The sequence below is a fragment of the Mesorhizobium sp. BR1-1-15 genome (assembly GCF_020165475.1).
Taxonomy (GTDB): domain Bacteria; phylum Pseudomonadota; class Alphaproteobacteria; order Rhizobiales; family Rhizobiaceae; genus Mesorhizobium.
In genome coordinates this window covers 24,287-47,438 of the sequence record NZ_JAIUIF010000019.1, presented here as the reverse complement: position 1 = coordinate 47,438, position 23,152 = coordinate 24,287, and the positions used below count along the sequence as shown (strand labels likewise).

22 protein-coding genes are annotated in these 23,152 nt (G+C 62.1%); 10 read left to right on the top strand and 12 right to left on the bottom strand.

Annotated elements, in window-relative coordinates; all coding sequences use genetic code 11:
• The first annotated feature begins 120 nt into the window (after positions 1-120).
• The gene (locus LB541_RS25000; RefSeq protein ID WP_140517684.1) at positions 121-1,188 is read left to right on the top strand and encodes an aldo/keto reductase; all 1,068 of its coding nucleotides are present in this window, start codon (positions 121-123) and stop codon (positions 1,186-1,188) included.
• A gap of 133 nt (positions 1,189-1,321) precedes the next feature.
• Here the strand turns inward: LB541_RS25000 and LB541_RS24995 are convergent, their stop codons facing one another.
• From LB541_RS24995 to LB541_RS24955, 9 genes are all read right to left on the bottom strand, one after another.
• Entirely contained in the window at positions 1,322-2,350 is a 1,029-nt protein-coding gene (locus LB541_RS24995) for a histone deacetylase family protein (protein ID WP_140560994.1), read from the bottom strand.
• Positions 2,347-2,853, bottom strand: coding sequence for a GNAT family N-acetyltransferase (locus tag LB541_RS24990; RefSeq protein ID WP_140560995.1), 507 nt, complete (start codon positions 2,851-2,853; stop codon positions 2,347-2,349). The genes LB541_RS24995 and LB541_RS24990 overlap by 4 nt, the downstream gene beginning before the upstream one ends.
• Positions 2,854-2,905: 52 nt before the next feature.
• Positions 2,906-3,835 carry a 3-keto-5-aminohexanoate cleavage protein gene (locus LB541_RS24985; protein ID WP_140560996.1) on the bottom strand — a complete coding sequence of 310 codons (930 nt, stop codon included), beginning with the start codon at positions 3,833-3,835 and terminating at the stop codon, positions 2,906-2,908.
• Positions 3,836-3,839: 4 nt separating this feature from the next.
• The gene (locus tag LB541_RS24980; protein WP_140560997.1) at positions 3,840-5,225 is read right to left on the bottom strand and encodes an aspartate aminotransferase family protein; all 1,386 of its coding nucleotides are present in this window, start codon (positions 5,223-5,225) and stop codon (positions 3,840-3,842) included.
• A gap of 1 nt (position 5,226) precedes the next feature.
• Complete coding sequence (locus LB541_RS24975) at positions 5,227-6,867, bottom strand: N,N-dimethylformamidase beta subunit family domain-containing protein (protein ID WP_140650694.1); 1,641 nt, start codon at positions 6,865-6,867, stop codon at positions 5,227-5,229.
• 8 nt (positions 6,868-6,875) lie between these two features.
• Positions 6,876-7,640 (bottom strand): amino acid ABC transporter ATP-binding protein, encoded by a 765-nt coding sequence (locus tag LB541_RS24970; protein WP_140560999.1) that lies wholly within the window; start codon positions 7,638-7,640, stop codon positions 6,876-6,878.
• Positions 7,637-8,296: an amino acid ABC transporter permease gene (locus tag LB541_RS24965; protein WP_140650691.1), complete on the bottom strand. Its 660-nt coding sequence runs from the start codon at positions 8,294-8,296 to the stop codon at positions 7,637-7,639. The genes LB541_RS24970 and LB541_RS24965 overlap by 4 nt, the downstream gene beginning before the upstream one ends.
• A gap of 13 nt (positions 8,297-8,309) precedes the next feature.
• On the bottom strand, positions 8,310-8,957 hold the full coding sequence (locus LB541_RS24960) for an amino acid ABC transporter permease (RefSeq protein WP_140517677.1): 648 nt from the start codon (positions 8,955-8,957) through the stop codon (positions 8,310-8,312).
• Between the two features lie 62 nt (positions 8,958-9,019).
• The gene (locus tag LB541_RS24955; RefSeq protein WP_140650685.1) at positions 9,020-9,802 is read right to left on the bottom strand and encodes an ABC transporter substrate-binding protein; all 783 of its coding nucleotides are present in this window, start codon (positions 9,800-9,802) and stop codon (positions 9,020-9,022) included.
• A gap of 135 nt (positions 9,803-9,937) precedes the next feature.
• Between LB541_RS24955 and LB541_RS24950 the strand changes: the two genes are divergently transcribed.
• The 9 genes from LB541_RS24950 (at position 9,938) to LB541_RS24910 (ending at position 17,560) form a co-directional block, all read left to right on the top strand.
• Complete coding sequence (locus LB541_RS24950; protein ID WP_140493763.1) at positions 9,938-10,897, top strand: LysR family transcriptional regulator; 960 nt, start codon at positions 9,938-9,940, stop codon at positions 10,895-10,897.
• Between the two features lie 128 nt (positions 10,898-11,025).
• Positions 11,026-11,274, top strand: a complete 249-nt coding sequence (locus LB541_RS24945; protein WP_006206067.1) for a ParB N-terminal domain-containing protein — start codon at positions 11,026-11,028, stop codon at positions 11,272-11,274.
• A 206-nt stretch (positions 11,275-11,480) separates the two neighbouring features.
• The gene (locus LB541_RS24940) at positions 11,481-12,437 is read left to right on the top strand and encodes an alpha/beta fold hydrolase (protein WP_140650683.1); all 957 of its coding nucleotides are present in this window, start codon (positions 11,481-11,483) and stop codon (positions 12,435-12,437) included.
• Positions 12,438-12,599: 162 nt separating this feature from the next.
• The gene (locus LB541_RS24935; RefSeq protein ID WP_140650680.1) at positions 12,600-12,995 is read left to right on the top strand and encodes a GFA family protein; all 396 of its coding nucleotides are present in this window, start codon (positions 12,600-12,602) and stop codon (positions 12,993-12,995) included.
• A 233-nt stretch (positions 12,996-13,228) separates the two neighbouring features.
• Positions 13,229-13,426: a hypothetical protein gene (locus LB541_RS24930; RefSeq protein WP_140493757.1), complete on the top strand. Its 198-nt coding sequence runs from the start codon at positions 13,229-13,231 to the stop codon at positions 13,424-13,426.
• Positions 13,427-13,682: 256 nt separating this feature from the next.
• On the top strand, positions 13,683-14,555 hold the full coding sequence (locus LB541_RS24925) for an undecaprenyl-diphosphate phosphatase (RefSeq protein WP_140558518.1): 873 nt from the start codon (positions 13,683-13,685) through the stop codon (positions 14,553-14,555).
• A 209-nt stretch (positions 14,556-14,764) separates the two neighbouring features.
• Positions 14,765-15,391 carry a transglutaminase-like cysteine peptidase gene (locus LB541_RS24920; RefSeq protein WP_140561002.1) on the top strand — a complete coding sequence of 209 codons (627 nt, stop codon included), beginning with the start codon at positions 14,765-14,767 and terminating at the stop codon, positions 15,389-15,391.
• Positions 15,392-15,523: 132 nt separating this feature from the next.
• Positions 15,524-16,306, top strand: a complete 783-nt coding sequence (locus tag LB541_RS24915; protein WP_140650677.1) for a phosphodiester glycosidase family protein — start codon at positions 15,524-15,526, stop codon at positions 16,304-16,306.
• A gap of 171 nt (positions 16,307-16,477) precedes the next feature.
• Positions 16,478-17,560: a GH25 family lysozyme gene (locus tag LB541_RS24910; protein WP_140650675.1), complete on the top strand. Its 1,083-nt coding sequence runs from the start codon at positions 16,478-16,480 to the stop codon at positions 17,558-17,560.
• Positions 17,561-17,686: 126 nt separating this feature from the next.
• Here the strand turns inward: LB541_RS24910 and LB541_RS24905 are convergent, their stop codons facing one another.
• From LB541_RS24905 to LB541_RS24895, 3 genes are all read right to left on the bottom strand, one after another.
• Positions 17,687-17,884, bottom strand: coding sequence for a type II toxin-antitoxin system HicB family antitoxin (locus LB541_RS24905; protein WP_140561005.1), 198 nt, complete (start codon positions 17,882-17,884; stop codon positions 17,687-17,689).
• Positions 17,885-18,000: 116 nt separating this feature from the next.
• Positions 18,001-18,729, bottom strand: a complete 729-nt coding sequence (locus tag LB541_RS24900) for a hypothetical protein (RefSeq protein ID WP_140650672.1) — start codon at positions 18,727-18,729, stop codon at positions 18,001-18,003.
• A 303-nt stretch (positions 18,730-19,032) separates the two neighbouring features.
• A complete protein-coding gene (locus LB541_RS24895) occupies positions 19,033-22,800 on the bottom strand; it encodes a vitamin B12-dependent ribonucleotide reductase (protein WP_224619848.1) in 3,768 nt (1,255 codons plus the stop codon).
• Positions 22,801-23,152: the final 352 nt, after the last annotated feature.

Here is a 23,152-nt window from a genome sequence, read left to right as displayed (position 1 = left end):
GCAGTCTGGTTCACGCAAAAGTCGGCTTGCCGAGGCTTGGAGAGCGCCTCTGCTTTCTTGTAGGATGAAACTTCCTTCCCCGCGCAGCCGCGCAAGCTTTTCCCGCCGGAGCACACTTCCATGCACAAACGCCGTCTCGGTCGGACCGATCTTCTTGTCACCCAGATCTGCCTCGGTTCGATGACCTGGGGCCAGCAGAACACCGAAGCCGACGGCCACGCCCAGATGGACCTGGCCTTTTCGCGCGGGGTGAATTTCATCGACACTGCCGAGCTCTACCCGATCCCGCCCAAGGCGGAGACGCAAGGGCGGACCGAGAAGATCATCGGCAGCTGGATGAAGGCAAAGGGCAACCGCGACAAGGTGATACTCGCCTCCAAGGTCGTCGGTCGCACCGCAAACAGCTGGTTTCGCGGCGACAGGCCGTCGCAGCTGGTGCGCGCCGATATCTTCGATGCCGTCGACAAGTCCCTGGCCAGGCTCGGCACGGACTATGTCGATCTCTACCAGATCCACTGGCCGGAGCGGGACATACCCTGGGGCGCCAATCCGACGCGCGTCGGGGCCGTGGCGCGCCGCGCTGATTCCGTCGGGGCGCCGACCGGAGAAACGCCGATCGCGGAGACGCTTGCCGTCTTCGATGACCTGGTGAAGGCCGGAAAGATCCGCCATTTCGGCCTGTCCAACGAGAGTTCCTGGGGCGTCATGCGCTTCATTGCAGAGGCTGACAAAGCTATTGGTCCACGGGTCGCCTCGATCCAGAACGCCTATAATCTGGTCAACCGGACCTTCGAGGTGAACCTCGCCGAAGTCTGCGATCGCGAAGAGGTCTCGCTGCTTGCCTATTCGCCGCTCGCGCAGGGCTATCTCTCGGGCAAATACGATCACGGCGCGCGCCCGCAGGGGTCGCGCTCGCAGCTCTTCAACCGCGGCCAGCGTTACGAGACCCCCAATGCCGCCGAGGCGCAGCTTGAATACAACGAGCTGGCGCGCTCCTTCGGCCTGGAGCCGGCGCTGTTCGCCAACGCCTATGTATCGAGCCGGCCCTTTGTCACGTCGAACATCATTGGTGCCACGACCATTTCGCAGCTGGAAATGGCGCTGTCTTCAGTGGAGGTTGTCTGGACCGAAGAGATGCAGAAGGCAGTGGACGCCATTCATCAGCGGGTCGGCAATCCCTGTCCTTGATCGACTCGGAAGTTGAATTGTCTGGGAATAACAGCGGGATGGAGACGATGGTGGATTTTCCGATCGAAACATTGCGTGGAAAATTTCCCGCTCTCGCTCTGACCGATGGAGGTCTCAGGCGCAGCTCGACCTGTCAGCGTGCCTTGGTGCCGAACCCGGTCAGGAAAGCGGTGAGGTTGTCACAGAGTTCGTCGCAGAGATAGCCGCCTTCCTGGACGATTGCCGTCGGCAGGCCGAGCTTGGCGATGGCTTCGCCGATGCGCGAGAAACCTGGCGTCGTCACCGAAAGCCCGCCGAACGGATCACCCTCGAACGCGTCGAGCCCGAGCGCCACGACCAGCGCGTCGGGCGCGAAGGCGCGGATACGCTGGAACGCCACCTGAAGCGCTTCCAGAAACGCCGCGTCGGCGGATTTGCGTGGCAAGGGCAGGTTGAAATTATAGCCGAGACCGGGGCCTTCGCCGCGCTCGTCGGCATGTCCCCAGAAGAACGGATAGAAGCGCACCGGGTCGGCATGCAGCGACACGGTGAGCACGTCGGGCCGCGCATAGAAGATGCCTTGCGTGCCGTTGCCGTGATGCAGATCGACATCGAGGATCGCAACCCGTGCCGCTTGGCGGCGCAGTACCTGTGCTGCGACGGCCGAATTGTTGATGAAGCAGAAGCCGCCGGCGACGTCGGCGAACGCATGGTGACCGGGGGGGCGGCAAAGCGCATAGGTGGCCGGCGCGCCCGCCATCACCGCTTCCGCCGCCTCGACCGCGCTCCAGGCGCTCCACAGCGCGCTTTGCCAGGTCTCGCCAGAGATCGGGCAGGCCGTGTCGGCCATGTGGTACCCAGCCTGGCCGACCGCGGAGGCCGGATAGGAGCCGTTGCGCGCGATCGGGTGAATGTTGGGGATCACTTCAGCCGAGGCACCCTCGATGCGTTGCCAACGCGTGTAGATATGCTCCAGGAAATCGAGATATTCGGGCGTGTGCACCGCCGCGACCGGACCAAGTCCGTGATTGCGCGGCCGCTCGATCGTGCAGCCGGCCGATTTTGCGCCTGCTAACAATCTCTCGACGCGCTCCGGCTTTTCGGGATTGGGCTGCGGGGCGCCGCTGGAAAGGAAAGCCTTGGGGTCGTGGCGCTTCTGCTCCTGCGCGTAGAAGGCTTTCATTCTTTTTCCTCCGGCGCGTCGGCAAAGGCGAAGAAAGCGTCGCCGATGATCTTCTGCGTCTGCTCGTAGCTCGACCAGGCGATGCCCAGCCTTTCATAAAAGGCCTTTGCGCTCTCATTGTCGGTATCGACGGACAATCTGAGATAAGCGCCGCCTTGCTTGCGGCACTCGGTCGCGACGCGCCGCAGCAGGCGCTCGCCGATCCTGCGACCGCGAAACCGGTCCTCGACATAGAGGTCCTGCACATAGACGCCGGGCCGCCCCATCCAGGTCGAGAAGATCGGGAAATAGAGGCACAGTCCGGCGAATTCGCCATCGACTTCGGCGATCAGGGTCGAGAAGGCAGGTCTTTCGCCAAAGCCCCAGGTCCTGAGATCGTCTGGCGTTGAGACGATTTCTTCGGGCGCGCCGATATGGGTGCCGAGCTTCAGAATTGCGCCATGGATGGTTTCGACGTCTTCGATTCGTCCGGGGCGGAGGAGGATTTTTTCCGGACTTGTCATGGCAAGCAGGGAGCCAAGGTGTGACGGAGCACTATCATCTCAGCCAGTCGCATTAAAACGCTACCCTGTCGCCACCCTTCAGCGCCAGCATGTCGCGTGCTTCGGCCGGGGTGGCAACCTCCAGCGACAGTCCATCGAGAATGCCACGGATACGGCGCACCTGATCGGCATTGGATTTCGCCAGCTGGCGGCCGTCGTAGAGACTGTCTTCGAGCCCGACACGGACGTTGCCGCCCATCGCCGCGGCGATCGAGATCAGCGGCATCTGGTGGCGGCCTGCGGCCAGCACCGAGAACTGGTAGCTGTCGCCGAACAGCTTGTCGGCGACGCGCTTCATGTGGATGAGATTGTCCGGGTCGGCGCCGATGCCGCCAAGAATGCCCAGCACGAACTGGATGAACAGCGGCCCCGACACCAGCCCACGGTCGCGGAAATGCGCCAGCGAATAGAGGTGGCCGACATCGTAGCACTCGAATTCGAAACGCGTGCCACAACCCTTGCCCAGTCTCTCGAGAACGCCCTCCATGTCGGCGAAGGTATTCTTGAAGATCGTGTCGCGTGTGGCTTCCAGCAACTTCGGTTCCCATTCGTGTTGCCATTCCCTTGGCTTGTCGAGCATCGGGAACAGCGCGAAATTCATCGAGCCCATGTTGAGCGAACACATTTCGGGCTCGGCCCGCAAAGGTGCCGCCAGCCGCTGGTCCAGCGTCATCAGGGAGGAGCCGCCGGTTGTGATGTTGATCACCGCCGACGTCGCCTGCTTGATGCGCGGCAGGAACTGCATGAACACGTCCGGATCGGCCGTAGGCCGTCCGTTTTTTGGGTCGCGGGCATGCAAGTGCAGGATCGAGGCGCCGGCCTCGGCCGCGGCGATGGCATCCGCCGCGATCTGGTCCGGCGTTACCGGCAGATAAGGCGACATGGACGGTGTATGCACCGAGCCGGTGACGGCGCAGGTGATGATGACCTTTCTCGGCGCCATTGTTTTATCCCCGGCCTTCGACCGGAAGGTCGAGTTCGGCAGCCAGAACTTCGAGCGAGTCGCCGATGATGGAGATGATCTCGCCGACCTGCTCGCTGGTGACGATCATCGGTGGTGCGACCATGAAATTGTCGCCGTCGACACCGCCCTTGACCTTGCGGCCATAGATGATCAGCCCGCGCTCATAGGCGAGGTCGAGCAGGCGCTGCGTCGCCTTCCTGCTCTGGTCGATCGGCCGCAGCGTTTCGGGATCGGCAAGCATCTCGGCGCCGGTGAGCAGGCCCTTGCCGCGCACGTCGGCGATGAACGGGAAGCGCTTGGCTAGCTCTCGCAATCCGTCCATCAGCACATCGCCCATGGCGGCGGCATTGGCGATCAGGTCGAGGCGGTCCATTTCGCCGAGCACGGCCAGCCCTGCGGCGCAGGCGAGCGGATTGCCGGCATAGGTATGGCCGTGCTGGAAGCCGCCGGAGGCGAGCAGCGGCTGCACCAGCCGCATCGGCGCCGCCAGCGCGCCGAGCGGCGCGTAACCCGATCCCAGGCCTTTTGATAGCGCGACGATGTCCGGCTTGCAGTTCCAATGGTCGCCGCCGAGGAATTTTCCCGTGCGGCCGGCGCCGCTCATCACTTCGTCATGGATGAGCAGGATGCCGTAGCGGTCGCAGATTTCGCGGATGCGCCCATAATAACTGTCCGGCGCGACAAGCGCCGCTGTCGCCGCGCCGCCGATCGGTTCCATGATGAAGGCGACCACGCTCTCCGGCCCCTCGGCCAGGATCTTCTCCTCCAGCATGTCGGCATAGCGGAGACCGCGCTGTTCCATCGAGAGATTGTCGCGGTCGCGCCAGGCCGCCGGTGCCGGCACGGTCGGCATCACCCGCATCATTGGCGTGAAGGTCTCGGCCAGCGCGTAGTCGCCGGTGATCGACAGTGAACCCAGCGTGCCGCCGTGATAGGAGGGGAAGCGCGTGATCACCTTCCAGCGGCTGGCCTGGCCGGTGGCCACCGCCCACTGCCGCGCCAGCTTGATGCAGGATTCGGTCGCTTCCGAGCCGCCTGAGACGAAGAAGATGCGATCCATGCCTTCGGGCAGCTTGCCGGCCAGCTCACGCGCCAGCTCTTCTGCCGGTTCGTTCTCGAAATGCAGCCGGTAGGCGAAGGTGGCGCGGTCCATCTGCCGCTTCATGGCGTCGAGCACATTGCGGTTGGAATGACCGATATTGGCGACCATCGGGCCGCTTGATCCGTCGATGAAGCGGCGGCCGTCCTGCGTCCACATATAGATGCCCTCGGCACGGTCGATCAGCGGCCGGCGCAGGCTGGAGAGATAGAACAGATGCGATTGGCGCCGGGCTTCGGTGTCCGGGGCGGCGGTCTGGGCTTTCGACATGTCAGGACTTTCCGAGATAACGATCGAGGACATTTTGGGTAACGCGTTCGACCATCGGGTCCTGCCTCAGCAGGCCGGCGACCCATTCGCAGCTTCCGGCGTGGAAGACCTCGCCCTTGCCGCGCGGGAAATTGACGATCATGCCGTTGCCGCGTTTGACTTTTTCCAGATTGGCGTCGCTCCGATCGCCGAACAGCGTCTCGGCGCTGAAGCGACCATCCTCGTCGGTGAGAAACTGATCCTCGATCGGGATATCGGCGCTTTCCTCGACCTGGCTGGCCATGCCGACGGCGAGAACCTGCAAGCCGTCCGGTGCGCCGCTGGTCGCGGTCGGGTAGGGAAGGCCGCCGCGGATTTCGAAATCCAGCCCGTCGACCTCATAGCCATAGACATGGCTGTCGGCGCCAAGCAGGTCGCCATAGTAGATGCCGGTTCCGGCAAAGGCCCAGTGCTCGGGCCGATACACGGGAAAGCCGCGCACGCCGCGTGGCGCGCAGCCGCCCCATCCGGCATAGAGGCCGCGTGTGGCGTTGAGCCCGAAGGTCGCCGAACCCGGCCGGCCGATCTCGGGCGCCTCCCAGGAATTGGTGGCGCGGGTGACGTCGCCGCCGCGATAGGCGGGGTCCTCGGCTCGGGCGCGGTATTTGTAGCAGACCTGCCGCCGGCCTTCATCCTCCAGCCGCGTCTGCCACATGAAGTTGCCGGCGAAGCGCGCCGCATGGCCGCCACGTTCGACGTAGCTGTCGACCGCATCGCGCATTTCCCAGGTCCAGTACTCGTCATGGCCGACAAAGACGGCGCAGTCGTAGCCATCGAGAATGTCGGGCGAGAAATGCAGATCGTGCTGGCTGGCGAGATCGACGGCGTAGCCCGCCCGTTCGGCGAAGCGGAAGAAGTGGCTGTCATAGCTCGCCCAGCCCGACGAGGCGTATTTCTTCGAATGGCCGGTGGCGAGCGCCCATTCCATGTGTGGATAGCGCGGCACTGTCTTCGGCGGCACCGCGACTTCCAACGGCACACGCGGCGCCTCCTTGGGCAGCACGACGAAGCCGCGGCACCAGGGGCGCTGCGTCGAGACGATCGGAGAATATTCGTTACGGTCCGGCCCGGTGATGCCCTGGTAGTGATTGGAGCCGCCCCAGGTGTTGTAGGCGAGCCAGGTGCCTGTCGCCGCCACCTGCAGTACACGGCCTGGCTTCTTGCCGGGCAGGGGCGCGACGATGAAAAGATGATGGGATTGGATCGGCTTGCCGTCGCGGCCTTCAGCAGTCAGCGTCACCCGGTAAGCGCCGGACGGCCAGTCGCTGCCGACGCTGAATTCGAACGAGGCTTCCCAGCCGCAGCCTTCGGCCGAGCACTGGTCTGGACTTTCCTGCCAACGCGCCGGAATGCCGGACTTCTCGAATACCTTTGTCTCGGTGCCACCGTCGCGGACGATCGTCATGATGAAGGACGGAGCCGTCGAACTGACATGCAGCGTCACTGTCTCGCCGGCGCGATAGGAAAACCGGTCGCTGTAGCACCAGATTTCACCGCGCTCGCCATCCATACCTGGCCATTCGTAGTAGTGTCCGCGCACCGCGTGCCGGCGTTGCTCTGGCGTCAATCCGAAATCGGGGAATTCAGTGGTCAATCTGGTCATTGTCATGCTCAGGCTGAAAGGTATTTCTTGAGGAAGGTGCGGGTGCGTTCCTTTTGCGGGGCGCGGAAGATGTCGCCCGGCGGGCCTTCTTCCACTACCACGCCGCCATCCATGAACAGCACCCTGTCGGCCACTTCGCCGGCAAAGCGCATTTCGTGCGTTACGATGAGCATGGTCATGTGCTCGGCGGCAAGCTGCTTCATCACCGCGTTGACCTCGTCGACCAGCTCCGGATCGAGCGCCGAGGTGGCCTCGTCGAACAGCATCACCTTGGGCTGCATGGCCAGCGCGCGGGCAATCGCCACACGCTGCTTCTGCCCGCCCGAAAGACGCGAGGGATAGGCGTCGATCTTGTCGGAGAGCCCGACCTTGGACAACAGTTCAAGCGCCAGCGCACGAGCTTCGGCTTTCGGCATGCTTTTCAGGATCACCGGCCCCATCGTGATGTTCTCGATCACGGTCAAATGCGGGAACAGGTTAAAGTGCTGGAACACCATGCCCATCTGCTGGCGCACCTTGTTGATGTGCCTTTCGAACGCCTGGCCATGCAGCTTCTGGTTGACCTGCAGGCCGTCCAGCCAGACCTCACCGCTGTTCAAACCCTCGAGATGGTTGATGGAACGCAGCAGCGTGCTCTTGCCGGAGCCGCTCGGGCCGATGATTGCGACGATCTGCCCACGTTCGACCGACAGGTCGATACCTCTGAGGACCTCGACGGCGCCAAACGATTTGCGTGCGCCGCGGACCTCGACCATCGGCCGCTGCGTGCTCATCGGGAAACCTCCACATGTCTTTCGAACCTATGCAGGGCCGCTTCGAGCGCGAGGTTGAGAATGTAGTAGAGCGCGGCGGCAGTGATGTAGAATTCGAAAGGGCGAAACGTTTCGCTGATCGCCAGTTGCGCCGAGTGAACCAGCTCGGCAATGCCGATGACCGAGACGATGGAGGATTCCTTCAACAGCGCGATCAAATTGCTGCCGATCGGCGGCGCCGTGTTGCGGATGGCCTGCGGTATCACGACATGGCGCAGCGTCTGCCACTTGCCGAAGCCGATGCTGCGTGCACCTTCCGTCTGGCCGACATCGACGGCCACGATGCCCGCGCGGATGACATCGGCATTGTAGACGGCAAAATGCAGTCCAAGGCCGACAATGCCGGCCACGAGGGCAGGGATGTCGATGCCGACCTGCACCAGGCCAAAATAGATCAGGAAGAGCTGCAACAGCAGCGGCGTGCCCATGAACACCCACATGAAGGCGCGCACGGGGTAGGCCAGGATTGCCGGCGCGTAGAGTACGACAACCGCAAAGAAGATGCCGCCGGCGAAGCTAAGCGCTCCAGCCGAGACCGTCAGCACTGATGTCCACCAGGCGCCGGTCAGCAGAAGATCCCAGTAGGGCGCGACGACGGTGAAATCCAGGCCTTGCATTGTTTTCCGCCCCTCAGATGATTGCGAAGCGCTTGTCGAGCATGTCGACGATACGGGCGACGGCATAGACCATGACCATGTAGAGCAGGGCCGCGACGCCGAAGATCTCGAACGGCTTGTAGGTGGAGCCGATGAAGCGCTGGGCGGTGTAGGTCAATTCCACGACCGAGATGGTGGACACCAGGGCCGAGCCTTTCAACAGCGCGACCGTGTTGACGCCAAGCGGGCGGATCATCAGCCGGGCGGCTTGCGGCAGCACGACCTTGCGCAAGGTCTGGAACCGGCCGAATCCGATTGTGCGGGCCGCCTCCGTCTGGCCCCGGTCGACCGCCACCACCGCGCCTCGGATTGACTCCGCCATATAGGCGCCGATGTTGAGGCCGAGGCCGATCACGCCGGCCGCGAACGGATCCAGATTGATGCCGATCTGCGGACCGCCGAAATAGAGCACGAAGAGCTGGATCAGGCACGGTGTGCCACGGAACAGGCTCACATAGAGCGTGCCGATGGCCCGCAGGACCGCCGATCTCGACATTCTTGCGGTCGCGGCCAGTGCTGCCACGGCCAGCCCCAGAACCAGGGCCAGCGCTGTCAGTTCCAGCGTCACCAAGGCGGCTTCCACGAAGAACGGGAAGACGCGCTGCATCAAGGAGAAATCCATGGAATGGCCCGGCGCAGTGGCTTTCGGCTTCAGGCGGCCTGGACCGCCGAAGCCTGGCGAAGTTAGCGGATGTCGCTGCCTACCCAGTGCATCGATATCTTCTCGTAGGTACCATCGGCCATCATGCCGTCCAGCGCCTTCTGCATGGCGGCCTTGAGCTCGGGATTGTCCTTGCGGATGGCGATGCCGATGGCGACGCTGCCGCCTTCGATACCCGGCGTGTCGAGCTTGCGTACCTTCTCGCCGGTCTCCTTGACGGCGACCATGACCGGAATGTTGTCGACGACGATGGCGTCGACGCGGCCCGCCTTCAGCTCAAGCAGCAATTCCGGCAGTCCCTTATAGGTGCGGATGTCCCAGCCGCCCTGTTGGCGCGCCCATTTCTCATGCGTTTCGCCGAGCGTCACGCCAAGGGTCTTACCTTTGAGATCGTCGAGGCTCTGCACCTTGGAATCCTGGTTGACGAAAACCGCACGGCCGGCGTGGTAGTAGGGGCCGACGAAATCGACCACCTTCTCACGCTCCGGCGTGATCGTCATCGAGCCGACCACGGTGTCGTATTTGTTGGCGAGCAGGCCGGCGATGATGCCGTCCCAGGCGGTCGTGATGATGGTGCCCTTGACGCCGATGCGCTCGGCGACGGCCTTGCCGATATCGGCGTCGAAGCCGACGACCTCGTTCTGGTCGTTGACGAAGTTGAAGGGGGGATACTGCCCGCTCATGGAAATCTTCAATTCGCCCGCCGCCTTGACCTTCTCGAGGTCATCGGCCCTGGCCGACACGTTAGCGAAGGAAGACGCAAACAGCAGCGCCGCGACGGCAATGCCGGAAAATACCTTGTTCATTTGAAACCTGTCCTCTGGATGGAGCGCGAAGGCTTGTTCTTGGGAGGCGTTGGGGCGCACTCCTGACGGCAATGATTGCCTTTGCGGTAGCATTGCGCAAATAGATAGTGGAAATAGGGAGCATAGATATCAGGAATGGCATTGCCGCGCCCCGAACGGCTGGTCTGGGATCTGGACTGGAACCTTTTGCGGACATTCGTCGTCATCGCGGAGGTGAAGAGCATAACGCGTGCCGCCGAGAGGCTGAACCTCAAGCAGCCAAGCGTCAGCAATGCGCTGCGGCGGCTGGAAGACCGGGTCGGCCGGCGGCTGGTCGAACGCGATGCGACGCGCTTCGAGCTCACCGAGGTTGGACGGCTTCTCTACGAGCAGAGCATCGAGGTGTTCGGCACCATATCGCAGCTGCCGCTCTTGATGCGCGGCATCAGCGACGATGTCACCGGCCACGTCATGATCGCGACCGCCAGCCATGTGGTCTCGCCGCTGTTCGATCGGGCGCTGTCGGAATTCCACCGCAACTATCCGCGCGCCAGCATCACCATTTCGGTCGCGGCAAGCACCGAAGTGGCCAAGCAGGTGAGGGAGCGCCGTGCTTCGTTTGGCGTCTGCCTGGTCAGCCAGCGCGATCCGGCGCTGCAATACGACATGGTCTATCGCGAGTTCTTCGGCTTCTTTTGCGGGCCGCGGCACAGGCTCTATGGGCAAACCGGACTGACGCTCGCCGATCTCCGCGACGAGCCGTCAGTATCGTTCCAGACCGACCATATTTCGGATGCGCTGCGGCCGGTCGCACTGTTGCGTAGCGAAGCACGGCTGAACGCCGATGTCGTGGGCGTTTCGTCGAGCCTGGAGGAGGTGCGGCGCATGATCGTCGCCGGGCTCGGCATCGGCCCGCTGCCGCTGCATGTGGCGCGACGCGATGTGGCCGACGGCGCGCTGTGGCGGCTGCCGCCCTATGATGCGCCGCCGGCCATCGATATCTTCCTGCTGGTCAATCCGGACAAGGCGATGAACCGCGCCGAGAAGGCGTTGCTATCAGGGCTGCAGGCGCTGATTGCCGAGACGCCGCTCGAGGACCGTATCTACAAAGGCTGATACGCAATATCGACTGCGCGGCGGCAGACAAACCCGGTTGCCTCCGCCCTATTCGTCGCCACGCCCTTGGCCCTCGTCAACAAAGCGACTATCTCAGGACAAGGCGGCGTTCCGCCCGGGGGGTCGACATGCTCAGAGTGCAGAAGGTCAAGGTCGACGACATCTACGTGCCGACGGCGCGTAAGAAGACGCTGCATCCCGAGACGGTCCGTCATCTCGCCGAGGACATTCTGGAAAATGGCATGAAGATGCCGATCCAGGTCCGTCACGACGGCAAGCGTCATATCCTGGTAGAAGGCCTGCATCGGCTGGAAGCGGCCAAGTGGCTCGGCGAGACCGAGATCGATGCCTATCTGGTGCAAGCCAAGCGCCACTGACGCGTCCTCGATTTCGCCGTTGGTCCTCGTCCACGGGAAAGCCCCAGAATTTCTCCTTGATGATGTCGGTTTGCATTTCGCTGGTTCGTCCTTGGGACGGAAGCCGGTCAGACCAATATTCTCGATCGGTTTTCGCGCGGGTTGGGGCCGATGCACCAGCCAGCTCAAGAACGCACCGACACACGGACAGACTGGAGGAGATTGATATGTCCAAAGCCCTGCTTTTCGCCATTCTTGCTTCGGCCGCGGCGCTTCTCGCCTGTCCGGGCATCACTAACGCAAAAGAGGTAAAATCTGCCATGATGACCGAAGCGAAGACACCGCCGAAGCCTGAAAAATCCGGCCTGCTGCCGATCAACGGCCTGAATTACTATTATGCCGTCCACGGCAAGGGTGAGCCGCTGCTTCTGTTGCATGGCGGTCTCGGTACATCGGACATGTTCGCCCCCATTCTGCCGAAGCTTGCCGAACATCGCACTGTCATCACCGTCGATCTGCAAGGCCATGGTCGCACCGCACTTGGCGACCGGCCGTTCACGCTGGAGGCGATGGGCGACGACATGGCTGATATCGTCAAACGGCTTGGCTACGGCGAGGTCGACGTCATGGGTTATTCGCTGGGCGGCGGCGTCGCCTTCCGCATGGCGGTCCAGCACCCCGAAGCGGTGCGCCGGCTTGTGCTGGTCTCGACCGGCTATGCCGCCGACGGTTTCTATGACGAGATGCGTCCCCAGCAGGCGCAGGTGAGCGCGGCAGCGGCCGATTTCATGAAGGACACGCCGATGTACGAATCCTACGTCGCCGTGGCGCCGCATCCCGAGGAGTTCCCGAAGCTGCTCGACACGCTCGGCAACTTCATGCGCCAGAACTACGACTACTCGGCCGATGTTCCCAAGCTGAAGATGCCGGTCATGCTGGCCTACGGCGACAGCGACATGTACAAGCCCGAGCACGAGATCAAGTTCTACCAGATGCTCGGCGGCGGTTTGAAGGACGCCGGCTGGATGCGTGAAAACCTGTCGCGGAACCGCCTGGCGATCCTGCCCAACCGGACCCACTACGACGTCTTCTTCGCTCCAGAGCTGACGGCCGCCGCGCTGCCGTTCCTCAACGGTGAGACCAAGGTGAAGAGCTGGGATGAGGTGGTCGGCGAAACCGAATAGCTTGCCCGGCATTGGCTGCCGGCGGTCTCCTTCGAGGCGGCCGGCAGTTTTTGTCGCCGCAGCCATCGCAGCCGTCGATGGGATCGCATCAATGCTATTGAATTGACCCGATGTCGGGCGTCGATAGTCTCGCATCAAATCTTCTCACGAACGGATGCGGCAATGGCTAAATATCAGGGCGGATGCCTGTGCGGAGCGGTGCGTTATCGCGCCGACGTCGAGCCCGTCAACGAACGCATCTGCCATTGTCGGCTTTGTCAAAAGGCGATCGGCGCCGCCTTCAACGCGCGTGTGCTGTTTCGCATCGACGATGTGACGGTCGAAGGGCCGTTCGCGATCGTGAACAGCTCGCCGGATATTAAGCGTGGGTTTTGCCCAAGCTGCGGTACGACGATGTTTTCGCGGCGCGATGCCGCCGGCATCATGGGCGTCACCACCGGGTCACTCGACGATCCGTCCGTCTTCAAGCCGCAGATGCATATCTGGACCGCCTCCAAGCAGCCCTGGGTGGTGCTCGATGACGGCTTGCCGCAGCACGAACGCGCGCCGCCTGCCTGAGGCCTCCGGCCTCCCTTCTCGACTTATGAAAGAAGGTGGATCTGCGCTTGAGCGCCGAAACCGATGAGCCGTACCGGATGAAGTGGGCCAACAGAAGGGTGAAGTTACGCGACTAAGACGAAACAGTCACGAAATAACCGAAACAGTCACGCGAAAGCCGGCAAAGCGTCATTGGCGAGCCATCATTGTCTCCCTATTTAACCGGTGCGGGCCGGCATTCGAGGAGACGACGGATGAACGACAGCATCAGTACCCTGGACGAGCTTTTGAGCGATCCGATGGTCCTGCTTGTGATGGAGCGCGATCGTGTGCGCCCGGAACAGGTGCGCATGCTGCTCGAACGGGCGCGTCGGCCTTCCGTCGAGGAGCCGGTTGTCCCGCCGGCGCACGTGATCGCCAGGGCGTGCCAGAAACTCTGGCTGTGCCCCTGATCGCATCGTGATTTCCTCCAGTTTTTGCAGACCGACCCGCCGGCCGGTCTGGCCACTGCCTGGTGCTGCCAACGCGCCGAGGCGGCGCGGTGTTGATATTCGAACGCGCCTTCCGCACTCGCTGACGCCCATTCCCGGGCGCCAGTTCACAAATCCGTAAATTGATTTTCCGTCCCATGGCGGTATGGCTTGCCCAGGGGCCGATCGCACCAGTCGTTCCCCGCGCAACTCCGATCTCTCTGACATGGAATTCGACATGGCCGACAGCTGCATGCAAGGCATGGACATGGGCTTTGTCGGCCTGGGCTACGCCAAGGTCGCATTTCTCGGCTTGGTGCAAGGCATCACCGAACTGCTGCCGATTTCCTCGACCGCCCACATGCGCGTCGTCCCGGCGATGCTGGGCTGGCAGGATCCCGGCTCCGCTTTCTCCGCCGCCATGCAGCTTGCGGCCCTCGCCGCGGTGATCAGCTACTTCTGGAACGATGTCAGGGACATCCTGTCCGGTTCGGTCAGTGCCTTGAAACGGCGCGATTTGGCCGACCGACATTTCCGGCTGGCGCTCTGGATCGTGCTGGCGACGATCCCGATCGTCATCGCCGGCGTGGCTCTGTCTGGCCTTCTCAACGCCTGCAATTCGCCGCTGCGCGGCCTCGGGGTGATCGGCTGGGCCTGCATCGTGATGGCACTCCTGCTGGCGCTGGCCGAACTCCGTGCCCGCCATGCGCGCACCATGGGCCAGGCTTCCATGGCCGATGCGCTGCTCGTTGGCATCGCCCAAATCGGCGCATTGATCCCGGGCGTCTCGCGGTCCGGTTCGACCTTGACGGCGGCACTGGGGCTCGGCTTCAAGCGGGAAGAAGCGGCGCGCTTTTCATTCCTGCTTGGGCTGCCGGCCATCGCACTCGCCGGTCTCAAGGAGCTTTGGGAACTGCACAAGGCCCATCTCGATGCCCATGGCTGGTCGATCCTCGCGGTCGGCCTGGTGGTTGCCTCGCTATCCGCCTTCTTTGCTATATGGAGCCTGATGCGTGTGCTGGAACGCTTCTCGGCCTGGCCTTTCGTCATTTATCGCGGCGTGCTCGGCATCGCTTTGCTGCTGGGCCTGGCGATGGGATGGCTTGCCTGAAGCAATCCCGGAAAAGCGCGCAGCGGTTTTCCGCCGACTTCAGACAAGGGACTAAAAGGCAACTCCAGGAACGTGCGAGCCGGTGTTGCTTCGGCGCAACCCCGGTCGGGCATGAGTCGATCGCAAAAGATGTGATCGGCCGCCTTCATTGACTCCAGGCAAAATCCATCTTTAACGTTCTGTTAACAAAAATAGATGGGTGGGGCCGTATGGCATCCTCGGTGGGTTGGCGCCGCAAGGCGAGGGGTTTGGGGTTTGCGTTTGCGCTGACGGCTTTTTGTTCGGCCGCGGGTTTGGCGAATGCGGGACCGCTTTCCATGACCATCGGCGGGCAAACCTCCCAGCCGATCGGGCACTATGATTTTTGCAAGGTCCATTCTGCCGAATGCTCCATCCGCTCGCCCGCCAACGCTCCGGAGAGCATGACCGGCCAGCTGTTGCGGGAAATTTCCGCCGTAAATCTCTCGGTCAACACCCGCGTCAAGCCGATGAGCGACATGGACAATTACGGCAAGGATGAGTGGTGGGCCTACCCCGATAACGGGTTTGGCGACTGCGAAGACTACGCGCTTGAAAAGCAGCGCGAACTCCAGGCCGCCGGCATTGCCATTGCCAATCTGCTGATGACGGTGGTGCGCAAGCCCGACGGCGAAGGCCACGCCGTGCTTACGGTGCGCACCGACAAGGGCGATTTCGTCCTCGACAATCTCAGCGACAAGGTTCGCCTCTGGAACCAGACAGGCTATCGCTATCTGAAGAGACAGGCGAGCGACAACAGCGGTCGCTGGGTTTCCATCCTTGGCGGCGACGAGCGGCTCGTCAGCTCTGTTCAATGATGTCGCCGATGTCTTGCGTCGGCAGCCGCACTTCGACCTTGGCCGTTTGATCCATTCCCGCTTGGGACCGTTCTTGCGTCGTGCCGGCGAATGCTGGCGGCGGCTCGTTGGAACTGGCAATCCGGTGCGCGCATGGATCTTTTGACTGTCCTCCAATCCGCGCCATTACTGCTCGCGCTGATCAAGACCGCGCTGCCGTCGGCGGCGGCGATCATGGGGGTCGGCCAATGGTTCGCCTCGTTGCCGCCGTGCCGCGACCTCGTCTTCGAGGCCACCAGCTACCTGGTCTGTGAGGTCGATCCCAGGCAATATCGGATCGAATTGTTCTGGAAGGATCCGGCCGGCAAGCCCTATCAATCGCTGCACAATCTCGACGACGCCCAGCGGCGGGCCGGGCGCACGATGCTGTTCGCCATCAATGCCGGAATGTACCATCCAAACCTCGCGCCGGTCGGCCTGTATGTCGAGCGCGGGCAGGAACTGGCCTCGGCGAAGGTCGGGGAGGGAAGCGGCAATTTTTCGCTTCAGCCCAATGGTATCTTCTACATCAGCGACGGCAAGGCCGCGGTCCGCGCGACAAGGGATTTCCTAAAGAGGCGTCCGCCCACCGATAATGCCACGCAGTCCGGGCCGATGCTGGTGATCGACGGCCGATTGCACCAGAAATTCCGGGCCGACAGCACCTCGCGCAAGACGCGCGACGGTGTCGGGGTGCGAAGGGACGGTGTCGCCGTCTTCGCCATTTCGAATGGCACGGTGACATTCCATACATTCGCACGCCTGTTTCGCGACGGGCTCGGCTGCGACAATGCGCTGTTCCTCGACGGGTCGATATCGAGCCTGCTCGCGCCGGCCATCGGCCGCAATGACGACTACTGGAACCTGGGGCCGATGATCGGCGTCTTCAGGCGATAGGATGGGCAGGCGTAGATTGCGCTTGTCGTCGCGCACGGCCGACACTCGGAACCGTGCCCAACATGCTTAAAAACTTGATTCAATCTTTATTGGTAATTTCTCGTTCATAACTAGACTTGGTTTGTCCGTCGGCCGTTGCCTTCGGTCTGTTGTGTTTGAGTACAGGTCCAGATGCGGTTACCAGGCGCCATCAGTTTCGTGATCGCAACGCTGTGCCTTGCCGGCTGCTCATCGACATCCGGCATGGACGCGCTGGACATCCAGAAGCCGTCGAACGAGATCACCAACTCGGTGGTGCGACCAAGCGCGCCGATCGCATCCGCCCCAGTGACCAAGGCCGAACGGAGAATGGCAGCCGAACGGAGGGTGGCGGAAGCCACGCCGGTGGACGAGAATGTCCGGCCCTATGGCCTGGCGGAGGAAGAGACGGTGGCGTTTCTGGCGCCCGACCTGCCGGACAGCGTCGAGCCGCCGGTCGTCGAGCCGGCGGCGCTTGTATCGCCGCCGAAGCTCTTGTCACGGGCGGCACCTCCGATGCTGGCCGGGCCTGTCACGCGCTACGGCTTTCGCGATGCCAAGCCGATCAATTTCGGCCGCTCTTCGCCGCGACACCTTGCCGTGCATGGCGTCGACGTGTCGCGCTGGCAAGGCAACGTCAACTGGGAGAAGCTGCGCGCCCAGGGCGCCAATTTCGCCTATATCAAAGCGACCGACGGCGGCGACCATCTCGATCCGATGTTCACCAGGAATTGGCGCAACGCCGACGCCGCAGGGCTGAAGCGCGGCGCCTATCACTTCTTCTACTGGTGCCGCACCGCCGGCGAGCAGGCCGACTGGTTCATCCGCAACGTGCCCAGGGTCGAGGGCGCCTTGCCGCCGGTGATTGACGTCGAATGGAACGGCGAATCCAGCTGCAAGCGGCGCCCGTCGCGCGAAAAGGTGCTGGAGAAGATGCGGGTGTTGATGGACAAGCTTGAGCGCCATTACGGCCAGCGACCCATCATCTACACGGCGCCCGATTTCTACCGCGACAATCTTCGGGGCGAATTCCTCGATTATTCATTCTGGCTGCGCGCCGTGGCGCAGCACCCCTCAAAGGTCTATCCCGGCCGCAAATGGCTGTTCTGGCAATATTCCGGCTCCGGCCTATCGCATGGCGTCACCGGCCGCATCGACCTCAACGTCTTCCACGGCGACGAGCGCCAATGGCGCGCCTGGGCCGGCGGCCGGCAGACGGTGGCCGACGCGGATTGAAACGCGCGCCGATCGTTCACCCCTTCCTGGTGCCTTTTTAATCTACTTGCTCCGGCCAGTTGCTCCTCGCTCGCAAGAAGGTCTTTAAGCGCCGTGTTGAGCAGTGCCTGGATATCGACTATGCCTCTACATATTCCGCAAAGCTGACGCCTTCGGCACGTCCAGCCCGTCGGCTTGCAAACCCTCGATGTGGAAGGGTATTGCGGTGTGAATCTCGTTTTTCACCTCAGATACGCTCGTACCCGTCGCGATGCAGCCGGGCAAATCCGGCACATAAGCTGAGAAATTATCGCCTGCTTTTTCAATCGCTACGGCGTAGCGCATACAGTCCTCGTTCAAAGCTGCCTAAAAGTTTCATGCTGTTCCTGGCGCTGCTCACCCTTTGCCACATCAAGGGGCGAAGGCGAGCAGCACCAAGAACTACTGCAGCACCAAGGCTATTAATGGCGTTTCCGGCTAGCTTCTTCGTCAGTAATTAGTCTCGCCCGAATTGACTGCCACCTGTCCGCGATCTCTTGGCAGGAAGCTGCCAGCAGCTTCCTGCGTTGGTTGAAGCTACCGGGTGCAGCGAAAGTCTTTTGGGCAAACACATCAACCACAAAACAAAGTTCGGCGCGTGGTTCTCCGGCATCCCCGAAACATTTCTCCGCGTACCAATGGAGAAGCGCTCCATGCAGCGCCGAAGTTTCTGGCGACAATGGTAGTGTTTTGGAGAGATAAGGTTTGATCAAGCCGAAGCCAAATTCCCTCCTTCCTGCCTGTGGTATCTTGACCGAGTTTGTCGGTCGAACGCTAATAGAGACACCGGCAAGAAGGAATTTTGGCTGGCTATCGGAAACGCCGGTTAATTTGGCAGCAGTAGGTAGCTTGGCCAAGCTCATAGTACGGCAAAGTTCGATAGCATCGTGAGCTGTGAGAAGCCTTTGTTCATCGTGCGAGGTGGCAGGTTGGCGCGACAACAAGGCCCTGTCGAGCTGGAACAGTCGGCTGTCATCCTGCCCGTGAGTTTCAATGAAATGCATCATTGCACGTTCAATCTCGTTGTAGCGGGTGTCGAGGAGGAAGTTCTTAGGTCTGATGATGTCTTCAATGATCGCAGTTCGCCGAGTGGAGCGAGCGAAACAATACTCAACCAATTTACTAGCGCTAATTCTGGGTTCAATTTTCATAACGAAAAAGCCCTTTCCGGGAGCCGTTAAAGTCACACTAGCTGCCGATGCCTTCTCGACTCTTAGATCAGAATCTCCATATAGTAACCTTGTCATAGGAGATGGGATTCTGATCTCGTCGCCCCGCGTGGGCTTCGGCTTATTCGCGGCACCAAAGGCCGATCCGGAAGGATTGGCCTTTGGTGTTTCGGGGATGTCACATAAAGACTTCCTTATACGATGTACCCTTTTTGTTCCCTTTGCCATTTCGGCCCGATCGTACGATCGGGCCAAAATGCTGCGTTTTACTAGCGCTTCAGATTCTCAGCTGCACCCGCTCGTGCTTCCACACGTATCGCACTTCTCGCAGGTACCGTTCCGCACCATGGTGAAGTTGTGGCACTCGGAGCATTCGTTGCCGGTATAGCCCTGCATCAGCGATTGCTGGCGCCGGGTGGCGGCGAGCGCCTTGGCTTCCGCGGCTTCGTGCGCGGCGGCGTTGGAGAACAGCCCCTCGGCACCCGAAGCCTCGGCTTCCTCCTCGGCGATGTCCTCGACCAGTTCCCTGGCGCGTTCCTCATAGTCGCGCTTGTAGGCGATGGCCTCGTCGCTCGCCGGCTTCAGCGCCAGCACGTTGGAGCCAGAGAAGGCCGTCGGCGCCACGCGGGCAGGGGCCGTGGCCGGGCCAGACCCGCCAAATCCCTTAGGCTCGGCGCCCGACACCAGCTTGACCGGCGAGGCACCGCGATAAAGGCCCTTGGAGAACGGCGTGGCCTTGCCTTCGGTGATGCCGCGGCCAAGTGCCGTCTTGTCAAAATCCGACTGGTCGACATGGGCGAGGTCGTGGCGGTTGAGATAAGAGACCGCAAGTTCGCGGAACACGTAGTCGAGGATCGACGTCGCGTTCTTGATCGCGTCATTGCCCTGCACCATGCCGGCCGGCTCGAACTTGGTGAAGGTGAAGGCTTCGACAAATTCCTCCAGCGGCACGCCATATTGCAGGCCGAGCGAGATGGCGATGGCAAAATTGTTCATCATCGCCCGGAAGGCAGCGCCTTCCTTGTGCATGTCGATGAAGATCTCGCCGAGACGACCGTCGTCGAACTCGCCGGTGCGCAGGTAGACCTTGTGGCCGCCGACGACCGCCTTCTGCGTATACCCCTTGCGGCGGTTCGGGAGTTTCTCGCGGTCGCGGTAGAGACGCTCGACGACGCGCTCGACGATCTTTTCGGTGACCTGCACCGCACGCTGCGCGGCAGGCGCGGCGACCAGCTGTTCGATCGCCTCGTCCTCGTCCTCCTCGCCATCGGCGAGCAGCGAGGCATTGAGCGGCTGCGAGAGCTTCGAGCCGTCGCGGTAGAGCGCGTTGGCCTTCAGCGCCAGCTTCCACGACAGCATGTAGGCGTTCTTGGCGTCCTCCACCGTGGCGTCATTCGGCATGTTGATGGTCTTGGAAATGGCGCCGGAAATGAAAGGCTGTGCCGCCGCCATCATCTGGATGTGGCTGTTGATCGACAGCGAGCGCTTGCCGATCTTGCCGCAGGGGCTGGCGCAATCGAACACGGGGAGGTGTTCGGCCTTGAGGAAGGGCGCTCCCTCGAGCGTCATCGCACCGCAGACATGGATGTTGGCGGCTTCGATGTCCTTCCTGGAGAAGCCCAGTGCCGGCAGCATCTCGAACGAGAAGTCGTTGAGCTGCTCGTCGGTGAAGCCAAAGGTCTCCTTCACCCAGTCGGCGCCGAGCGTCCACTGGTTGAAGACGAACTTGATGTCGAAGGCCGACTTCAGCGCCGCGTTGAGCGCCGCGATCTTGTCGTCGGTGAAGCCCTTGGCCTTGAGCGAGCCGGGGTTGATGCCGGGCGCCTGGTTGAGATTGCCGTGGCCGACGGCGTAGGCCTCGATCTCGGCGATCTGGCTTTCCGAATAGCCCAGCGTGCGCAGCGCTTCCGGCACGGCGCGGTTGATGATCTTGAAATAGCCGCCGCCGGCGAGCTTCTTGAACTTCACCAGCGCGAAGTCGGGCTCGATGCCGGTTGTGTCGCAATCCATGACCAGACCGATCGTGCCGGTCGGCGCGATCACGGTCGCCTGCGCGTTGCGATAGCCATGCTCCTCGCCGAGTTCGATGGCACGGTCCCAGGCAGCCTTGGCGTGCGTCGCCAGCTCCTGCTGCTTGAGGTCGGAAGCGACCAGCGGCACCGGGTTGACGGCCAGCTTCTCGTAGCCGTCCTTGTCGCCATAGGCGGCGCGGCGATGATTGCGCATGACGCGCAGCATGTTCTGCGCATTGCGGTCGTAATCGGGGAAGGCGCCGAGCTCGGACGCCATCTCGGCCGAGGTGGCGTAGGCGGTGCCGGTCATGACGGCGGTGAGCGCGGCGCAGATGGCGCGGCCCTCATCGGAATCGTAGGGAATGCCCGAGGTCATCAACAGGCCGCCAATATTGGCATAGCCGAGGCCCAGCGTGCGGTAGTCGTAGGAGAGCTTGGCGATCTCCTTCGACGGGAACTGCGCCATCATGACCGAGATTTCCAGCACGATGGTCCATAGCCGCACCGTATGCTCATAGGCAGCGATGTCGATCGTGCCGTCGGCATTGCGGTAGGGGAGCAGATTGATCGAGGCGAGATTGCAGGCCGTGTCGTCGAGGAACATGTATTCCGAGCACGGGTTGGATGCCCGGATCGCACCGGCGGATGCGCAGGTGTGCCAGTCGTTCATCGTCGTGTTGAAGTGCAGGCCCGGATCGGCGGATGCCCAAGCGGCGTAGCCGATCTTTTCCCAGAGATCCCTGGCCTTCAGCGTCTTCAGCACCTTGCCGTCCTTGCGGGCGGTGAGATGCCAGTCGGCATCATCCTCGACGGCGCGCAGGAAATTGTCCTTCAGCGACACCGAATTGTTGGAGTTCTGGCCCGACACGGTGAGGTAGGCGTCGGAATCCCAGTCGGTGTCGTAGGTCTTGAACGACATCGAGGTGTAGCCCTGCTTGGCGAACTGGATGACGCGGTAGATATAGTTCTCCGGCACCGCGTCCTTTTTGGCCGCCTTGATCTCGCGCTTCAGTGCGGTGTTGACGGCGGGGTCGAAGCAGTCGTCGTCATGGCCTTCGCAGTTGACGCAGGCCTTCATGATCGCTTCGAGATGCTTCTTGACGATCTTGGAGCCGGTCACCAGCGAGGCGACCTTCTGCTCTTCATTGACCTTCCAGTCGATGAATTCCTCGATGTCGGGGTGATCGGCGTCGACGATGACCATCTTGGCGGCGCGGCGCGTCGTGCCGCCCGACTTGATGGCGCCCGCGGCGCGGTCGCCGATCTTGAGGAAGCTCATCAGGCCGGACGAACGGCCGCCGCCGGACAGCTTTTCGCCCTCGCCGCGCAGCAGCGAGAAATTGGAGCCGGTGCCCGAGCCGTATTTGAACAGGCGCGCCTCGCGCACCCACAGATCCATGATGCCGCCCTCATTGACGAGGTCGTCCTGCACGCCCTGGATGAAGCAGGCATGCGGCTGCGGGTGCTCGTAGGAGGATTTCGACTTGGTCAGCTTGCCGGTGAACGGGTCGACATAGAAGTGGCCCTGGCTCGGGCCGTCTATGCCATAGGCCCAGTGCAGGCCGGTGTTGAACCATTGCGGCGAGTTCGGCGCCACGCGCTGGGTGGCAAGCATGTAGGCAAGCTCGTCGCGGAAGGCGCGCGCGTCTTCCTCCGACTTGAAATAGCCGCCCTTCCAGCCCCAATAGGTCCAGGTGCCGGCCAACCGGTCGAAGACCTGGCGGGCGTCGATCTCGGACCCGTAGCGCTCGGCTTCCGGCAGCTTGGCAAGTTCGGCCTCGTCGGCGACGGAGCGCCACAGGAAGGAGGGAACATCGTTCTCCTCGACCTTCTTCAGCCGCGCGGGGACGCCGGCCTTGCGGAAATATTTCTGCGCCAGGATGTCGGCGGCGACCTGGGAGAATTGCGCCGGCACGTCGATATTGTCCAAGCGGAACACCACCGAGCCATCCGGATTCTTGATCTCGGAGAGCGCCTTGCGGAATTCGATCTCCGCGTAAGCCGATTGTCCCTGTCTGGTGAAACGACGCTCGATGCGCATTGTCCGGTCCCTTTTGTCTATATATAGCGCTTTCGTCAGGAGATTTCTGCTCCCAATGCGAAACGCGCATGTCCGCCGTCTGCCGGCGTTCGAAAACGGCCGGCTCTCCATTTTCGCGGTCTTCGTCCGCCTTGCTGGTCAAACTTCTTGCGAAGCGCCTGTCCAACTCACCGACGAACCCGCGGGTCCCTCAAAACTGATTTTTTCCGATTCCCTCACTCGAGGGAAATTCACATTATCTAGCGTCGAACCTGCCTGCAAACACTAAATATAGTGTTAACAGACAATTTATTCCAGTCCGACAATTCTCCCTTTTATCGCCCACGCCCCCACAATCCCAACGCTTCCGCCA

Bases quoted from the DNA above. Each gene is read 5' to 3' on its own strand.
- LB541_RS24965 (WP_140650691.1), bottom strand. From the start codon at position 8,296: ATGCAAGGCCTGGATTTCACCGTCGTCGCGCCCTACTGGGATCTTCTG.
- LB541_RS24900 (WP_140650672.1), bottom strand. From the start codon at position 18,729: ATGAAAATTGAACCCAGAATTAGCGCTAGTAAATTGGTTGAGTATTGT.
- LB541_RS24990 (WP_140560995.1), bottom strand. From the start codon at position 2,853: ATGACAAGTCCGGAAAAAATCCTCCTCCGCCCCGGACGAATCGAAGAC.
- LB541_RS24905 (WP_140561005.1), bottom strand. From the start codon at position 17,884: ATGCGCTACGCCGTAGCGATTGAAAAAGCAGGCGATAATTTCTCAGCT.
- LB541_RS24925 (WP_140558518.1), top strand. From the start codon at position 13,683: ATGGCCGACAGCTGCATGCAAGGCATGGACATGGGCTTTGTCGGCCTG.
- LB541_RS24940 (WP_140650683.1), top strand. From the start codon at position 11,481: ATGTCCAAAGCCCTGCTTTTCGCCATTCTTGCTTCGGCCGCGGCGCTT.
- LB541_RS24910 (WP_140650675.1), top strand. From the start codon at position 16,478: ATGCGGTTACCAGGCGCCATCAGTTTCGTGATCGCAACGCTGTGCCTT.
- LB541_RS24975 (WP_140650694.1), bottom strand. From the start codon at position 6,867: ATGACCAGATTGACCACTGAATTCCCCGATTTCGGATTGACGCCAGAG.
- LB541_RS24930 (WP_140493757.1), top strand. From the start codon at position 13,229: ATGAACGACAGCATCAGTACCCTGGACGAGCTTTTGAGCGATCCGATG.
- LB541_RS24960 (WP_140517677.1), bottom strand. From the start codon at position 8,957: ATGGATTTCTCCTTGATGCAGCGCGTCTTCCCGTTCTTCGTGGAAGCC.
- LB541_RS24985 (WP_140560996.1), bottom strand. From the start codon at position 3,835: ATGGCGCCGAGAAAGGTCATCATCACCTGCGCCGTCACCGGCTCGGTG.
- LB541_RS24920 (WP_140561002.1), top strand. From the start codon at position 14,765: ATGGCATCCTCGGTGGGTTGGCGCCGCAAGGCGAGGGGTTTGGGGTTT.
- LB541_RS24935 (WP_140650680.1), top strand. From the start codon at position 12,600: ATGGCTAAATATCAGGGCGGATGCCTGTGCGGAGCGGTGCGTTATCGC.
- LB541_RS24915 (WP_140650677.1), top strand. From the start codon at position 15,524: ATGGATCTTTTGACTGTCCTCCAATCCGCGCCATTACTGCTCGCGCTG.
- LB541_RS24955 (WP_140650685.1), bottom strand. From the start codon at position 9,802: ATGAACAAGGTATTTTCCGGCATTGCCGTCGCGGCGCTGCTGTTTGCG.
- LB541_RS24950 (WP_140493763.1), top strand. From the start codon at position 9,938: ATGGCATTGCCGCGCCCCGAACGGCTGGTCTGGGATCTGGACTGGAAC.
- LB541_RS24895 (WP_224619848.1), bottom strand. From the start codon at position 22,800: ATGCGCATCGAGCGTCGTTTCACCAGACAGGGACAATCGGCTTACGCG.
- LB541_RS24995 (WP_140560994.1), bottom strand. From the start codon at position 2,350: ATGAAAGCCTTCTACGCGCAGGAGCAGAAGCGCCACGACCCCAAGGCT.
- LB541_RS25000 (WP_140517684.1), top strand. From the start codon at position 121: ATGCACAAACGCCGTCTCGGTCGGACCGATCTTCTTGTCACCCAGATC.
- LB541_RS24970 (WP_140560999.1), bottom strand. From the start codon at position 7,640: ATGAGCACGCAGCGGCCGATGGTCGAGGTCCGCGGCGCACGCAAATCG.
- LB541_RS24945 (WP_006206067.1), top strand. From the start codon at position 11,026: ATGCTCAGAGTGCAGAAGGTCAAGGTCGACGACATCTACGTGCCGACG.
- LB541_RS24980 (WP_140560997.1), bottom strand. From the start codon at position 5,225: ATGTCGAAAGCCCAGACCGCCGCCCCGGACACCGAAGCCCGGCGCCAA.